This is a genomic window from Neopararhizobium haloflavum (assembly GCF_002750855.1).
GTDB classification, from domain to species: Bacteria; Pseudomonadota; Alphaproteobacteria; order Rhizobiales; family Rhizobiaceae; genus Georhizobium; species Georhizobium haloflavum.
Genome location: NZ_NWUC01000002.1, coordinates 239,316 through 254,533 on the forward strand (window position 1 = coordinate 239,316; position 15,218 = coordinate 254,533).

A 15,218-nucleotide genomic window follows, 5' to 3' on the forward strand; every position below is an offset into this window, starting at 1 on the left:
TTCCCGGCGCATCTCCTTAGGTTGGCGCCGTTTCAAGCCACCCTCGATTCACACCGTTCCGGACAATCACCATGCTTGACGTCGGCCTTGCCGAAGCGCTCACCCTGATCGCCATCCTCGCCGTCACCGGCGCGATCGGCGGCATCATCTCGGGACTGCTCGGCGTCGGCGGCGGCATCGTCATCGTGCCGGTGCTGTTCTTCGTGTTCCTGGCCCTCGACATCGACGAAGAGGTGCGCATGCACGTCGCCGTCGGCACATCGCTCGCCACGATCATATTCACCGGCTTCATGTCCGCGCGTTCGCACTGGAAGAAGGGCAGCGTCGACACCGACCTTCTGAAGCGATGGGGACCGGCAATCGCCTTCGGCGTCGTCATCGGCACGATCCTCGGCGGTAACGTCTCGGGCGAGGTTCTCACGCTCGTCTTCGCCGTCGTCGCCGGAATCGTCGCCATCAACATGGCGCTGAAACCATCGGAAAAATCGGCCAAGCGGTCCATGCCAAAAACGCCGCTGAAGGAGGCCCTCGGAACGGTGATCGGCCTCTTCTCCGTTATGATGGGCATTGGCGGCGGCACGCTTTCGGTGCCGATCCTGTCGTTCTTCGCCTATCCGATCCGCAAGGCGGTCGGTACGGCTGCCGCGATCGGACTGATCATCGCGATCCCCGGCACGCTCGGCTATATCTGGTTCGGCCTCGGCGTGGAGGACCTGCCGCCCTTCTCGCTCGGCTATGTCAACCTTGCCGGCGTGCTCGCCATCATCCCCGCCTCGATGCTGACAGCACCGCTGGGCGCGAAGATCGCGCACGCGATCTCGCCGGCGGCGCTGCGCTACTGTTTCGCGGCCTTCCTTGCGATCACCAGCATCCGCATGCTGATGAGCGTGTTCTGAGCACGGCTCGATTGAAATCAACGTTCCGACCGGCTCGCGTGTCCGGCGCCTGCAATTTCAAATAGGCGGCGACTGCGTCTGAAAGCGCTGGACGTTTCGTCGTTGCGAGCGACCTCCAGCAATTGTCGATCAGACGGCGCGAGCACCACGCTGGCGGGCGATTGGGACGGCACCTTTCCAAACATGCAATATGAATGGCTTGTGGCCGTCCTCGGTCGAAGGGCGATGCCGAGAGCACAATGCTGGAATTTTCAAGCACGACACGCTATATGACTATCTACATGGTCAGGAGTGTCACATGGATGCGGTCAAGCTGGCGGATGCCAAAGCCCATCTGAGCGAGCTGGTCGACCGGGTCGAGGCTGGCGACTCGATCGACATCACCCGCCGCGGCAAGCGCGTCGCGCGGCTCACCGCCGTCGCTAGACCCCGCAAACCGATCGATGCCGCGCTGCTCCAGTCGCTGACAGCGGCAATTCCCTCCCAATCCCAGAGCGCCGCCGATCTCGTGCGGTCGATGCGGGACAGCGACCGCTACTGATGCTCTATCTCGATACGTCGCTGATCGTCGCGGGGCTCTCCAATGAAGCTCTGACGTCGCGCGTTCAGGCCTGGCTGGCGGAACAGGACCCGGCGCAGCTTCTGATCAGCGACTGGACCGTCACTGAAATGTCGTCCGCGATGGCAATCAAGCTGCGGACTGGGCAGATCACTCTGGAGCACCGCGCGGCGGCGCTGGCCATGTTCAACAAGCTGGTCGCCGAGAGCTTCACCGCGCTGCCCGTGATGGGTGGGCAGTTCAGGGCGGCGGCGAGGTTTGCCGATCAGCATAGCTTGGGGCTTCGCGCTGGAGACGCGCTGCACCTCGCCATTGCCTCAGAGCATGGTGCCACGGTGCACACGCTCGACCTACGGCTCGCCGAGGCGGGGCCGGCGCTCGGTGTGCCGGTGCAGTTGCTGACATGAACGGGCCCCCGCCCTCTCGGCCGGTCCATTCGGCAGCCTCCATGGCGGGTGACCGGTCCGGCGAGCCGACTGATGCGATCGTCGCGGCCGGCTAGCCGGTTTGCGAGAAGCGGCAATCAGTCAGCGCTTCAGACAAGCCGCCGGATGCGCAAGGCTCTTTTGCAGAAGGTGTTTTTCGTGGAAGGACTGAATCATTCCCACTCGATCGTCCCCGGGGGCTTGGATGTCACGTCGTAGACGACGCGGTTGATGCCCTTGACCTCGTTGATGAGGCGGGTTGCCGTGCGGCCGAGGAAGTCCATGTCGTAGGGGTAGAAATCGGCTGTCATGCCATCGACGGAGGTCACCGCTCTGAGGGCGCAGACGAATTCGTAGGTGCGGCCGTCGCCCATGACGCCGACGGTCTGGACGGGGAGCAGGACAGCGAAGGCCTGCCAGATGGCGTCGTAGAGGCCGGCCTTGCGGATTTCGTCGAGATAGATCGCGTCAGCCTCTTTCAGGATTTCCAGCTTCTCGCGGGTGATTCCGCCGGGGCAGCGGATGGCGAGGCCGGGGCCGGGAAACGGGTGGCGGCCGATGAAATGGTCCGGCAGACCGAGCTCCTTGCCGAGAATGCGCACCTCGTCCTTGAAGAGTTCGCGCAGCGGCTCGACGAGCTGCATGTTCATGCGCTCGGGCAGGCCGCCGACATTGTGATGCGACTTGATGGTGACCGACGGGCCGCCGGTGAAGGAGACGCTTTCGATGACATCGGGATAGAGCGTGCCCTGGGCAAGGAAATCGGCGCCGCCGAGCTTCTTCGCCTCTTCCTCAAACACCTCAATGAACAAACGGCCGATCGTCTTGCGCTTTTTCTCCGGGTCGCTCTCGCCTTCCAGCGCGCCGATGAAGCGATCCTCCGCCTCCACGAGGATAAGCGGCAGATTGTAGTGCTCGCGGAACATGGCGACGACCTCGGCCGCCTCGTTCTTCCGCATCAGGCCGTGGTCGACCAGGATGCAGGTCAGCTGTTCACCGACGGCCTCGTGGATCAAGAGCGCGGCGACGGAGCTGTCGACACCGCCGGACAGCGCGCAGATGACCTTGCGATCGCCGACCTGGTCGCGGATCGCCTGAACGGCCTGTTCGCGATAGGCAGCCATCGTCCAGTCGCCGGCAAGGCCGGCGATCTTGTGGACGAAATTCGACAAAAGGCGCGCACCGTCTGGCGTATGAACCACTTCGGGGTGGAATTGCACGGCATAGAACCTGCGGGCTTCGTCGGCGATGGCCGCGAAGGGGGCGCCGGTCGATGTGCCGATCACCGCAAAGCCATCGGGCAATGCCGTGACGCGGTCGCCGTGGCTCATCCAGACCTGGTGGCGGGAGCCCTCCTCCCAGACGCCTTCGAACAGCGCGCTGTCCTTGCGGATATCGAGGAAGGCGCGACCGAACTCGCGGTGGTGGCCGCCCTCGACCCGGCCGCCAAGCTGGGCACACATGATCTGCTCGCCATAGCAGATGCCAAGCACCGGAAGGCCGCTCTCGAAAACGATCTGCGGTGCGCGGGGGCTGCCGGTTTCGATGGACGAGGCCGGCCCGCCCGACAGGATCACCGCCTTTGGGCCGATGCGGTGAAAGGCGTCTTCGGCCAGTTGAAACGGAACGATCTCGGAGTAGACGCCCGCCTCGCGCACGCGGCGCGCGATCAGCTGGGTCACCTGGCTTCCGAAATCGATGATGAGGACGGTGTCGGGATGTTCGGCGATGCTCATGGCGAGCCTTTAGAGAAAAGGCGCGTGCGTTGCAACACGCTCATGACGCGGCGGGCAGATCGATGAGGCCGTCTTCCAGCGCGTCACCGAGACGGTCGACCGCGGCGGCGAGCTTTTCATCGATCACATCGAGATATTCGGTCCAATGATCGATGTGATGCAGATCGCTCGCGCCATCCGATATCCCGCGCAGCGCCACCAGCGGAACGGAAAAATGCTGACAGGCGCGCAGCACCGCGAAGGTTTCCATATCGACCATGTCGGCATCGATCGCTTCATAAGCGCTGCCCGAAACGATGTTCGCCCCGGTGGAAAGCGTCGCTTCGTCGATGCCCGGCACGCGCAGCGGCAGCGCAACCACCGCCGGCAAATCGAGGAAGGGGGTCCTTCCCTTCTCGAAGCCAAGGGGCGAGGCATCCATGTCGCGATAGGCGACGCTCGTCGCCTGATAGATGGCCGTCTGCCCCAATCGCCGCGAGCCGGCCGATCCCAGCGACACGACCAGGTCCGGACAATCCTTTCCCGAGCAAAGCCGGCAAAGCGCCGCTGTCAGGACCACCGCCGCTTCGACGGGACCGACGCCAGTGAAGAGCGGTTCGAAACGGACCTGCAGGCTGCGGCCATATTCGGCGGTGGCGGCCATCACGAACAGCACCCGACGGCCGGCAAAGCGCGTGGGACGCACGATCATCCGGCAAGGCCCTCGCGGCCGCGCACCACCATCATCGTCCCGGTCATCGAAGCGATGAGACGGGGCGGCTGGGTGTCGCTCAGCGCATAGGCGCGGCCATCGGACACTATGATGGTGGAGCCCGGCTTGGTCACCTCGCCGCGAAAGACGAAACGCTCGCCGCGGCCGGGCGACATGAGGTTGATCTTGAACTCGATGGTGAGCACGGCGGAATCGGCCGGCATGATCGAATAGGCCGCGTAGCCGCAGGCCGAATCGAGCGCCGTGGAGATGATGCCGGCATGGAGAAAACCATGCTGCTGCGTCAGTTTCCCGTCATAGGGCAGCTCTATCTCGACGGTGCCGTGTTCCACCCTGGTCAGCTCGGCACCGATCGTCTGCATCGCCTGCTGGCGGTCGAAGCTGGCGCGCACGCGTGTCTTGAACTCGGGATTGATGTCTTCAGCGTTCATCGGCGCATCTCAGTTCGCAATTGCGAGATAAACATGGCGGGCCGAGAAAGCGCAAGCACGACGTTGGTCGCGCGATCATCACGCCCAGCGCTCAGTTAAGGCGCCATATCTCGAAATTGAGTACGCTGGCCAAGCCCACCCACGCCAGATAGGGGACGAAGAGGATCGCGCTCAGCCTGTCGCGGCGCCATGAAAGGGCGATGAACACCAGGATCGCGAGGAAGAACGGGGCGATGACCGGAAGCGCCAGATCGGGCCGTTGCAATGTGAAGAAAACCGGCGTCCAGGCAAAATTGAGGGCAAGCTGGATCCACCATGCCACCATCGGCGCGCTGGCGGCGCCGCCGCGCGCGAATGTGCGGGCGCCGGCGATGGCGACCAGAATGTAGAGGATCGTCCAGGCCGGGCCGAAGACCCAGTCCGGCGGATTGAAGGGCGGCTTTGCCAGCGCCTGATACCATTCGCCGGGCGTGTTGGTCAGCCCGATCACCATGCCTCCGCCAAGGGTCAGGATGAGGAAAAGAAGCAACAATCGCAGATTGGACATGGTCTGTTGTTCCGCTGAATAGCCTTCCTGCTTATCTGGAGCGCGGGCATGGCGATGGCGAGCCCCCGCGAAGGACGAGGCGGCGGGAGACGTCTTCAGGCGGTGCGCTTGAAGACGGCGAAAAAGAACCCGTCCGTTCCGCTCAGGGCCGGCGTCAGGGCAAGCCCGCCCTGCGTGGTCATGCGTGGCCTGGCGCCCGTTTCACCGATATGCGTCTGCCAAAGATCGGCGGCGGCCTCAGCAGAAAAATCGACGTTTTCGGCGAGGAAGCGCCGGGCCTGTACCTCGTTTTCCTCCGGGAGGACCGAGCAGGTGACATAGGCCAGGGTGCCACCGGGGCGGACATAGCGGCTCGCCGACGAGAGCACGGCGGCCTGCTGCGCCAAGCGCTCCTCGACGTTTCGCGCCGTCAGCCGCCATTTGGTGTCGGGTCGACGGCGCCAGGTTCCGCTGCCGGTGCATGGCGCATCGACGAGTACGCGGTCCATGCGCCCGGCCAGCATGGCCAGATCGTCGGCGGCATCGTGCACCTGGACATTGCGGGTGCCGGCGCGCTTCAGCCGCTCGATGATCGGCGCGAGGCGTCCACGATCGGCGTCGTAGGCGTGGACCTGGCCCTTGTTCTCCATCGCGGCCGCCATCGCCAGCGTCTTGCCACCGCCGCCGGCACAGAAATCGAGCACATTCTCGCCCGCCGCCGCGCCGAAGAGTGCGGCGACGATCTGGCTGCCTTCATCCTGAACCTCGAACCAGCCTTTCTGATAGGCCAGTTCGGCGGTGACATTGGGATGCCGCTGGGGACCGGCGACCGGATCGATGCGCAGGCCATGCGGCGCGGTGGGTGCCGGGTGAGCGCCGGTGCGCGCCATGGCCTTTGCCACCTTCGCGCGGTCGGCTTTCAGCGTGTTGACGCGCAGATCAAGCGGTGGACGCTCATTGAGCGCGCGGGCTTCGGCCAGCCAATCCTCGCCGAACGCCGACATGAGAGAAGAAATCAGCCATTCCGGCATGTCGGCCTGAACGTGATGCGGCGCGCTGGTGAGGTCCTTTTCCTGCCAAGACGCCAGCCATTCGGGCGCGGGTGGAGGCGGCGCGAAACGATCGCCCTCAAGCGCATGCGCGACCTCATCCGGCGCGATCTTCCATTGGCGATAAATCACCGCATATGCCATCGCAGCCGGCGCATCGCTGTCCATCAGCCATTGATGGCTGAGTTTCAGCCTCAACGCGTCATAGACAATGTTGCCGATGGCGGCGCGATCGCCCGAACCGGCGAAACGATGGCTCAGGCCCCAGTCCTTGAGCGCATCCGCCACCGGCCGATGGCGGGTCTCGATGTCAGACAGAATGTCGATGGCTGCCGCCAGCCTGCCGCCGAGGCGCATGGAGCTTTCCTTTGGATCGGGAACGGTGTCGGGTCGGCTGCTCAATAGCCTGCCCGACGGACAAAGAAAAGCCGGGGCGCGCCGGCCCCGGCCTTCATCTCAGACAGTCCCTTCCCTCTTGGGAACGAGGAAACTACTCGGCCGCTTCCTGCGGCGTGTGCTCGGTGACGGGCGCGGCATTGGGCTTGTAGCCGCCTTCCGCCTTGATCTTTTCCCAAGCCTTGCGCACGCCTGCCTCATAGTCCGGATGGACCTTCTTGAACTCGGCAAGCTGCCGCTCGCAGATCACTTCGGGAACGTCGCCCCAGGTGCCAGCGATGTTGTTGAACAGACGTTCCTTCTCATCAGCCTCGAGAACTCTTTCGAAGAGCACCCGGACCTGGCTGTAGTCGTCGTTGCCGACACGGTGGTTGTAGCGGTCGGCGTCGCCCGAGATGCGGAGCGGCGGCTCCTTGGCTGCCGGCTGCTCGACCGGCCCACCGAAGGAATTCGGCTCGTAGTATGCGTTCGGCGTGCCCGTTGCGATGCCACCATAGACATTCATCTCACCATCCTTGTGGTAATGATGAACGGGGCATTTCGGCCGGTTGACCGGGATCTGCTCGTAATGCGTGCCGAGGCGGTAGCGGTGTGCGTCGGCATAGGAGAAGACACGCGCCTGCAGCATCTTGTCCGGCGAGTACGAAATGCCCGGAACGACGTTTGACGGCGAGAACGCGGCGTTCTCGATTTCCGCGAAGTAGTTGTCGGCGTTACGGTTCAGCTCGAAGTAGCCAATGTCGATCGGCGGATACTCGTCGTGCGGCCAGACCTTGGTGAGGTCGAACGGATTGTAGGAGGTCTTCTCCGCATCCATTTCCGGCATGATCTGCACCTGGACCTTCCAGCGCGGATAGTCGCCGTCCTCGATCGTGTTGAACAGGTGCTCCTGATAGCTCTCGCGGGTCTTGCCGATGATCTGTTCGGCTTCGGCATTGGTGTAATGCTTGTGGCCCTGCTCGGTCTTGAAGTGGAACTTGACCCAGAAACGCTCGCCGGCATCATTCCAGAACGAGAAGGTGTGCGAGCCGTAGCCGTTCATGTTCATCGGGGTCTGCGGCAGGCCACGGTCGGACATCAGGATGGTGACCTGATGGAGCGACTCAGGTGACAGCGACCAGAAATCCCACATGGCGGTCGGCGAGCGCATGTTGGTCTTCGGGTGACGCTTCTGCGTGTGGATGAAGTCGGCGAACTTGTAGGGATCGCGCACGAAGAAGACCGGCGTGTTGTTGCCGACGAGGTCCCAGTTGCCTTCCTCCGTGTAGAACTTCAGCGCGAAGCCGCGCACGTCGCGCTCGGCATCGGCCGCGCCGAGTTCGCCGGCAACGGTGGAAAAGCGCGCCAGCATCGGGGTTTCGGCGCCCGGCTGAAGGCATTTCGCCTTGGTGTATTTGGAGATGTCGCCGGTGATCTTCAGCGTGCCGTGCGCACCCCACCCCTTGGCGTGAACGGTGCGCTCGGGAATGCGCTCGCGGTTCTGGTGCGCCAGCTTCTCGATCAGCTGGTAGTCCTGCATCAGGAGCGGACCGCGTTCCCCGGCGGTCAGGGAATTCTGGTTGTCCGGCACGGGAGCGCCGGCAGATGTCGTCAATGTCGGTCCTTTGGACATGACCTTCCTCCTTGGTTCGAGCTTGGTTCTTGTAGCTGTTGATTGTGACCTTGATATCGCATGCAGGGCTGATAATTTCCAATTGGATTTTTATTGGTTCTAAATAGGATTTTCCTATCATGGCACGGACATGACGACTCTGAAGCAGATGCGCTATTTCGATGCGTTGGCGACGACGAGACACTTCGGCCGGGCCGCTGAACTCGTCCATGTCAGCCAACCGGCGCTTTCGGCCCAGATCGCCGAACTGGAGCGGCACCTCGGCACGAAGCTGGTCGAGCGCGGCCGCCGCGCCACGATGCTGACACCTGACGGCGACAGGCTTTTGCCGAAGATCAGGGCGATTCTTGCAGATGTCGATGCGCTGGAGGTCGGACTGCGGCGCCACGCGGACCCTTTGACCGGGCGCCTGCGCGTCGGAATCATCCCAACGGTCGCGCCCTATCTCGTCCCGGCGCTCGTGCCACATGTGCGCAAACACTATCCGAAGCTGGAAATCGAACTGAAGGAGGCGGTGACGGCGACGCTGGTCAGCGATCTGCTTCACGGACAGGTCGATGCGGTGATCGCAGCGCTGCCGGTGGAGGAAGACGGCGTCGCCAGCCGTTTCCTCTTCGAAGACCGCTTCCTGATGGCCTGCGCCGACGACGAGACCACGATCCTGATGTCGCCGATGGCGCAGGACCAGGTCGATGTCAGCCGTCTTCTGCTTCTGGAAGAAGGGCATTGCATGCGCGACCAGGCCCTTGCGGTCTGCGAGGCCGCGCCGGGCCGACGGATCGTCAACTACGGCGCGACATCGATGGCCACCCTCTTGCAGATGGTCAGCCACGGCCTTGGATTGACGCTCATTCCGGAAATCGCCGTCCGTTCGGAAGGCGGACGTCACCGCATGCGGATCGTGCCTTTCGCCGAGCCGCAGCCATCGCGGCAGATCGGGCTGCTGACACGCGATTCCAGCGGCCGGTCAGCCGATTTCGAAGCCTTCGCAGAGGCTGCCCGCACCTGCGGCGAGGCCTTGCTGCTTCCGGGCACCGATCAGGCGACCGCCAGGCGGAATGCGAAATAGAGCCACAACAGCCCGTTGAGCACGAAGCCGGCGATAAAGGCGGGACGACGCCGGCGCAGATCGTTCGATGTGACGTGGACATAAGCGTGCACGACCCGCGAGGCCACGAACAGCCAGGCGAGGATGACGACCACGACATTCGCCGCTGCGATCATGTAGAGCCCGAAGCAGGCGAAGATGAACAGCATCGGCAATTCGAACTGATTGATCAGATTGCGGATGACTGTCGCGCTCTGTTCGGGCTCGACATTCGGCACGAGGAAGGCCCGCGCCTCGACCTCGCCGCGTTTGACCGCGCCGACACGCCGTTTCGACGCCAGGAAATAGACACCATAGATTAGAGCGACCTGAACGATCACCGGCCAGAAGATTGCTGTCGAGCCCATTTCGCCCCCTCAGTTCGCGCCAGGATAATTCGGGCTTTCGCGGGTGATCGTCACGTCATGGGCATGGCTCTCGCGCAGGCCGGCATTGGAAATCCGCACGAAGGTGGAGCGCTCGTGGAACTGCGTCAGGTCCTTGGCCCCGACATAGCCCATCGCCGCACGCAGACCGCCGGCGAGCTGGTGGAGAACGCCGGAGACCGGACCCTTGTAGGGCACCTGGCCCTCGATGCCTTCGGGTACGAGCTTGAGCGTGTCGCGCACTTCGGCCTGGAAGTACCGATCGGCTGAGCCGCGCGCCATCGCGCCGACCGACCCCATGCCGCGATAGGCCTTGAAGGAACGGCCGTGGTGCAAATAGACCTCACCCGGGCTTTCGTCGGTTCCGGCCAGAAGCGAGCCGATCATCACCGCATCCGCGCCGGCCGCCATGGCTTTTGCAAGATCACCGGAATATTTGATGCCGCCATCGGCAATGACGGGCACGCCGGCATCATGGGCGACGCCGACGGCGTTCATGATCGCGGAGAGCTGCGGCACGCCGACGCCGGCAACGATGCGCGTCGTGCAGATGGAGCCCGGCCCGATCCCGACCTTCACCGCGTCGGCGCCCGCATCGATCAGAGCTTTCGTTCCATCGGACGTTGCGATGTTGCCCGCCATGACCCTTACCGAATTGGACAGGCGCTTGACCCGGTCGACGGCGTCGAGAACACGCTGGGAATGGCCGTGCGCGGTGTCGACCACGATCATGTCGACGCCCGCATCGATCAGCCGTTCGGCCCGCTCGAAGCCATCTTCGCCGACCGACGTGGCGGCGGCGACGCGCAGGCGGCCCTGGCCGTCCTTGGAGGCATGGGGATTGAGCTGCGACTTCTCGATGTCCTTCACCGTGATGAGACCGACGCAACGGCCATCGCCGTCGACGACCAGCAGCTTCTCGATGCGATGCTGGTGAAGCAGGCGCTTGGCCTCATCCTGGCTGACGCTTTCCTTGACCGTCACGAGATTGTCGCGCGTCATCAGTTCATGGATCTTCTGCGCCGGATCGGAGGCGAAGCGCACGTCGCGGTTCGTGAGGATACCGACGAGACGGCCGGTGTGCTGGCCGCCGTTGCCACCGTTTTCCACGACCGGAATGCCGGAGATTCCGTGCGCCTTCATCAGCGCCTGCGCATCGCCGAGCGTTGCTTCAGGGCCGATCGTGACGGGATTGACCACCATGCCGCTTTCGAACTTCTTGACCTGGCGAACCTGCTCTGCCTGCTCGATGGGAGAAAGATTGCGGTGGATGACGCCGATGCCGCCGGCCTGGGCCATCGCGATGGCGAGGCGCCATTCCGTCACCGTGTCCATGGCGGAGGAGAGGATCGGCAGATTGAGGTCGATGCCGCTGGCGATCGTCGTCGAAACGTCAGTCTGGCCCGGCATCACTTCGGAATGGCCAGGCTGCAGCAGAACGTCGTCGAAGGTCAGCGCCTGAGCGCCGGTCGAGGTCTCGATGATTTTCGCCATAGCCAATCCTTCAGTGTAAATAAGCCGCCCGAACGCCCCGGCGAGGCGATGAACGGACGGCAAGAATGTGATTGGCAAGGGCTGCTACCATGCCGAGGCACGGAAGGGAAGCCGGCATCTTCGCTGCGCCGTACCGCGCCGATGAAGGACCCGGCGCGGCCGCGAAGATTCACACGTCGAACTGGTAGCTCTCGGGGATATAGCGATAGCCCTGATCGCGCTTTTCAACGAAGCCCTGGGCCGGATAGGGCATGTGATAGCCGATGAACGGCAGCCGATCGGTGGCGATCATGTCGAAGACGCGCTTGCGGGTCTCGGCAGCCATCGCCTTGTCCATGTCGAAGCGGACTTCCCAGTCCGGCCGCTGCAACGACAGCACGAAATGGTTGGCGGTATCGGCTGTCAGGATCAGCCGCCCCTCGCCCGATTCGATCGCGTAGATCATGTGTCCCGGCGTGTGGCCGAGAGCCTCCATCGCCGTGATGCCGGTGACGACATCATCGCCGTCGGCAAGAAACGTCATCTTCTCGGCAAGCGGCGCCACCTTTTCCATGACGGCCATGTGATTGCCTTCCGCGCCGGTGCCGACGCGGGCCTCGTCGGTCCAGAAATCGTACTCGGCCTCACCCGTCACATAGCGCGCATTGGGGAAGGCCGGCGCGCCACCTTCCATCAGCCCGTTGATATGATCCCCATGAAGGTGGGTCAGCACAACGATCGAAACGTCCTCGGCCGTATGGCCGGCCGCCTGCAAAGCCTGGAGGAGCATCCCGGTGCCGGCCTCGCGCCCGGCCTCGCCGTTGCCTGTATCGAAAAGGACAAGCTCGGAGCCGGTGTCGATCAGCGTCGGCGTGAACATGTTGCGCATGCGGTCGGCCGGAAGGAAATTCTCCTCCAGCAGGGCGGCGACATCGTCCGGTGCCTGGTCGGTGCCGAATGTGGTGTGCGGCTCGTCCATCACGCGGCCCCCATCGGAGAGCGTGGCAACGTGAAAATCGCCCAGCTGGAAACGATTGAACAGTCCGTGGTCGGCTGGCGTCATCTGGCCTTCCTCCTGAGCGTGCGCGGCTCTTACCATCAAGGCCGGCGTTGCCAGGCCGGCTGCGCCGACGGCGGCGAATTTGAACGCGTCGCGGCGCGAACGGGAAAAGGTCAACGTCATATCGTCCTCCAGAACAGGTTCTGCGACAGGCTGGCAAGCCCGTTTCGCATTGTACTGGCTATCTGGAGCGGTGCGACGCGATGACAATCACGGGTATGTCCCGCCGCAGCATCATCACGCGAACGTGAGCCTCTGGCCCTTCATTTTTCCTGGTCGGACCTGGCCTCGCGGTCGGAACCGGCTTCCTCGACAGGAGCGGCCTCATCAGCCGCACGGCCTTTGAAATCCTTGGCCAGCAGGAACATCTCGACCGATTCGGACCGCGATGACGGCGGCTTGATGTGGATGACGGAGCGGAAATTCTGCTTGAGCATGGTGAGAAGGTCCTGCTCGGTGCCGCCCTGGAACGTCTTGGAGAGGAAATGGCCTCCCGGACGAAGAACCTCGACCGCGAAATGCGCGGCGACCTCGGCAAGGTGCATGGTGCGCAGATGGTCGGTGCGCTTGTGGCCGGTGGTCGGCGCCGCCATGTCGGAGACCACCACGTCGGGTGCACCGCCGGCTGCTTCGAGAAGCCTTTGCGGCGCATCGTCGTCGAGGAAGTCCATCTGAAGGATCGCGACGCCAGGAATGGGATCCATCTCGAGGAAATCGATCGCAGCCACGCGCGGCGAAGCGTCGGTCGATCCTGTGACCTTGGCGGCGATCTGCGACCAGCCGCCCGGCGCAGCGCCGAGATCGATGATCCGCCTGGCGCCATTCAGAATCTTGTGCTTCTCGTCGATCTCCAGAAGCTTGAAGACGGCGCGCGAGCGGTAGCCCTCCAACTGCGCGCGCTGGACGTAGGGGTCGTTGATGTGGCGTTCGATCCAGCGCCGGGACGAGCCCTTGACCTTGCCCTTCTTCTTGACCTTCTGGCCGAGCTTGCGGCCGGTGCGCCCTGTTGGTGGCTGCATGCGCGTTATCCTCGGTCCTTGGAGTGCGACACCGTCTCGTGGCGATAGCGGCCACGGTCGGAGGCGGGAAAGCGCGATCGGCGACGGCGCCAGACGCCATCTGCCGCCATCATGTCCGTCAGGAGACCCTCGCGCAGGCCACGGTCGGCCACGCGCATGCGCTCGGCGGGCCAGCGGCGGCGGATCCCTTCCAGGATGGCGCAGCCGGCCAGTACCAGATCCGCCCTGTCGGCGCCGATGCACGGATTGGCCGATCGTTGGTCGAAATCCCAGGACAGGATCTTCTCGAGCATGCGGTCGACCTCGTCGCTGGTGAGCCATAGACCGTCGACGCGCCGGCGGTCGTAGCGCGGCAGGTCGAGATGGACACCGGCAAGGGTCGTCACGGTGCCGGACGTGCCGATGAGATGAAAGCGCCCGGTCTCCGCCTCCCCCGCCATACCGCGCAGTTGGGGACACAGAAAGCTTTCGAGCATCGTTTCGACATCGGCCACCATCGCGGCAAAGATGTCGCGCGTGACATCGCGGCCGCCGAAGCGTTCCGACAGCGTCACCACGCCGACCGGCAGCGACGTCCATGCGCGGATGTGGTTGGCAAGCCGGCCGGAACGGTTCTGCGGAAGCTCGATGACGGCGATTTCCGACGATCCGCCGCCAATATCGAAAAGGACGACCGAATCGGTCTCGCGTTCGACCAGCGAGGAGCAGCCGGACACGGCCAGCCGGGCCTCGGTCTCGCGATCGACGATCTCCAGATCCAGTCCGGTCTCGCGGCGCACGCGCTCAAGAAACGCGCCGCCATTCTCGGCCGCGCGGCAGGCCTCGGTGGCGATCAGCCGGGCCTTGCGGATCGGCTTGTCGGCAAGCTTCGAGGCGCAGATGCGCAGGGCGTCGACAGCCCTGTCCATGGCGGCTTCGGACAGGCGGCCCGTCGCCGCCAGCCCCTCGCCGAGCCGGACGATGCGCGAAAACGCGTCGACGACCCGGAACTGGCCAGGACGGGTCGGGGCGGCAACGAGCAGGCGGCAATTGTTCGTGCCGAGGTCGAGCGCGGCGTAAAACGGGCTATCGCCCCGCGCCTGCCGCGACGCGGGGTTTCCAGCCGCCCCGTTGGTGCCTTGAGGTGGTGCGCTGGCGGCAGCACCGCCGGATGATCGCCCCGGCCGGTCGCTCGCGCATCCGTTGGCGCCGCCGGCCTCGCCGGCACCGTCGACCGCAGGATTGCGCAGCGCACGGGCACGCTTGGCGCGCTGTCGCCGCTTGCGCGATTTCGATCGTTTGGGCGCACGGGCGTCACTTGGCGCATCCGGTGCGCCGCCCTCGCCCGTGGCCGCATCTGCAAGCGGCGCCGGGCCCGGGGGGGACGCATCGGACAGCGCAGCCGCCCCATTCCTGGCTGATCTGGCACCACGGCGGCGCCGACGGCGTCGCTTGCCGTTCTTGCCGGGCGACAGATCGCCGCCGGACGGGTCCGATGAAGGTGTATGGGAACGCCGATCGCCGCCGGGTGGCGAACGATCTAGAGCCGTTCCAACGGCGACGGCATCACTGCCGCCCGCTGCCCGATGGCCCACGTCGCCGCGCGCCGGGGCCCGCGGCGATGCGGTGTCCTGGCGGGTTTTTTCGGCAGTGGGTCCATTCCCGGCTTCCGGCTCCTGCTGCGGCGTCCCCGCGGATGGCGCCCTGGCGCCCGTTTCGCGGTCTTCCACTCAATCAACCTTACGGCGCGTCGCAAGCCCGGCTGCCGTGTCGAAAGGCCACCTCGGCGCGACTGACGCTCCTTGTTTGTCGTTGCCGGCAAGACTATCAGCCTGTTTTTCAATCACCAAACCCTTTTTGCCGGCGCGCCGG

General features: G+C 64.4%; 15 protein-coding genes. 4 read left to right on the forward strand and 11 right to left on the reverse strand.

From position 1 onward, the window contains the following. Positions 1–71 precede the first annotated feature (71 nt). The 3 genes from CN673_RS05540 to CN673_RS05550 all read left to right on the forward strand — a co-directional run bounded on the left by CN673_RS05540 (position 72) and on the right by CN673_RS05550 (position 1,862). Complete coding sequence (locus tag CN673_RS05540) at positions 72–896, forward strand: sulfite exporter TauE/SafE family protein (RefSeq protein WP_099865251.1); 825 nt, start codon at positions 72–74, stop codon at positions 894–896. Positions 897–1,194: 298 nt separating this feature from the next. After that, complete coding sequence (locus CN673_RS05545; RefSeq protein WP_099865252.1) at positions 1,195–1,437, forward strand: type II toxin-antitoxin system Phd/YefM family antitoxin; 243 nt, start codon at positions 1,195–1,197, stop codon at positions 1,435–1,437. Continuing rightward, positions 1,437–1,862 carry a type II toxin-antitoxin system VapC family toxin gene (locus tag CN673_RS05550; RefSeq protein WP_099865253.1) on the forward strand — a complete coding sequence of 142 codons (426 nt, stop codon included), beginning with the start codon at positions 1,437–1,439 and terminating at the stop codon, positions 1,860–1,862. The genes CN673_RS05545 and CN673_RS05550 overlap by 1 nt, the downstream gene beginning before the upstream one ends. A 191-nt stretch (positions 1,863–2,053) precedes the next feature. Here CN673_RS05550 and guaA read toward each other — a convergent pair whose 3' ends face one another. The 6 genes from guaA to CN673_RS05580 all read right to left on the reverse strand — a co-directional run bounded on the left by guaA (position 2,054) and on the right by CN673_RS05580 (position 8,342). Continuing rightward, positions 2,054–3,616 carry a glutamine-hydrolyzing GMP synthase gene (gene guaA / locus CN673_RS05555; RefSeq protein WP_099865254.1) on the reverse strand — a complete coding sequence of 521 codons (1,563 nt, stop codon included), beginning with the start codon at positions 3,614–3,616 and terminating at the stop codon, positions 2,054–2,056. A 40-nt stretch (positions 3,617–3,656) separates the two neighbouring features. Next, positions 3,657–4,307 (reverse strand): 5'-methylthioadenosine/S-adenosylhomocysteine nucleosidase, encoded by a 651-nt coding sequence (locus CN673_RS05560; RefSeq protein ID WP_099865255.1) that lies wholly within the window; start codon positions 4,305–4,307, stop codon positions 3,657–3,659. Next, positions 4,304–4,759, reverse strand: a complete 456-nt coding sequence (locus tag CN673_RS05565; RefSeq protein ID WP_099865256.1) for a PaaI family thioesterase — start codon at positions 4,757–4,759, stop codon at positions 4,304–4,306. The genes CN673_RS05560 and CN673_RS05565 overlap by 4 nt, the downstream gene beginning before the upstream one ends. Before the next feature lie 91 nt (positions 4,760–4,850). Beyond that, the gene (locus CN673_RS05570; RefSeq protein WP_099865257.1) at positions 4,851–5,306 is read right to left on the reverse strand and encodes a TspO/MBR family protein; all 456 of its coding nucleotides are present in this window, start codon (positions 5,304–5,306) and stop codon (positions 4,851–4,853) included. A 95-nt stretch (positions 5,307–5,401) separates the two neighbouring features. Next, a complete protein-coding gene (locus CN673_RS05575; protein WP_099865258.1) occupies positions 5,402–6,691 on the reverse strand; it encodes an RsmB/NOP family class I SAM-dependent RNA methyltransferase in 1,290 nt (429 codons plus the stop codon). A gap of 133 nt (positions 6,692–6,824) precedes the next feature. After that, complete coding sequence (locus CN673_RS05580; protein WP_099865259.1) at positions 6,825–8,342, reverse strand: catalase; 1,518 nt, start codon at positions 8,340–8,342, stop codon at positions 6,825–6,827. A 130-nt stretch (positions 8,343–8,472) separates the two neighbouring features. Here CN673_RS05580 and CN673_RS05585 point away from each other — a divergent pair, with 130 nt between their 5' ends. Next, on the forward strand, positions 8,473–9,411 hold the full coding sequence (locus CN673_RS05585; protein WP_099865260.1) for a hydrogen peroxide-inducible genes activator: 939 nt from the start codon (positions 8,473–8,475) through the stop codon (positions 9,409–9,411). On the opposite strand, the gene CN673_RS05590 is transcribed toward CN673_RS05585, so the two are convergent. From CN673_RS05590 to CN673_RS05610, 5 genes are all read right to left on the reverse strand, one after another. Beyond that, a complete protein-coding gene (locus CN673_RS05590) occupies positions 9,381–9,797 on the reverse strand; it encodes an MAPEG family protein (protein ID WP_099865261.1) in 417 nt (138 codons plus the stop codon). The genes CN673_RS05585 and CN673_RS05590 overlap by 31 nt on opposite strands. 9 nt (positions 9,798–9,806) lie before the next feature. Next, a complete protein-coding gene (guaB, locus tag CN673_RS05595; protein WP_099865262.1) occupies positions 9,807–11,309 on the reverse strand; it encodes an IMP dehydrogenase in 1,503 nt (500 codons plus the stop codon). A 169-nt stretch (positions 11,310–11,478) separates the two neighbouring features. Next, positions 11,479–12,471 carry an MBL fold metallo-hydrolase gene (locus CN673_RS05600; protein ID WP_099865263.1) on the reverse strand — a complete coding sequence of 331 codons (993 nt, stop codon included), beginning with the start codon at positions 12,469–12,471 and terminating at the stop codon, positions 11,479–11,481. A 140-nt stretch (positions 12,472–12,611) separates the two neighbouring features. After that, positions 12,612–13,367, reverse strand: a complete 756-nt coding sequence (locus CN673_RS05605; protein ID WP_099865264.1) for an RlmE family RNA methyltransferase — start codon at positions 13,365–13,367, stop codon at positions 12,612–12,614. Between the two features lie 5 nt (positions 13,368–13,372). Beyond that, entirely contained in the window at positions 13,373–15,076 is a 1,704-nt protein-coding gene (locus tag CN673_RS05610) for a Ppx/GppA phosphatase family protein (RefSeq protein WP_099865265.1), read from the reverse strand. Between the last annotated feature and the right edge of the window lie 142 nt (positions 15,077–15,218).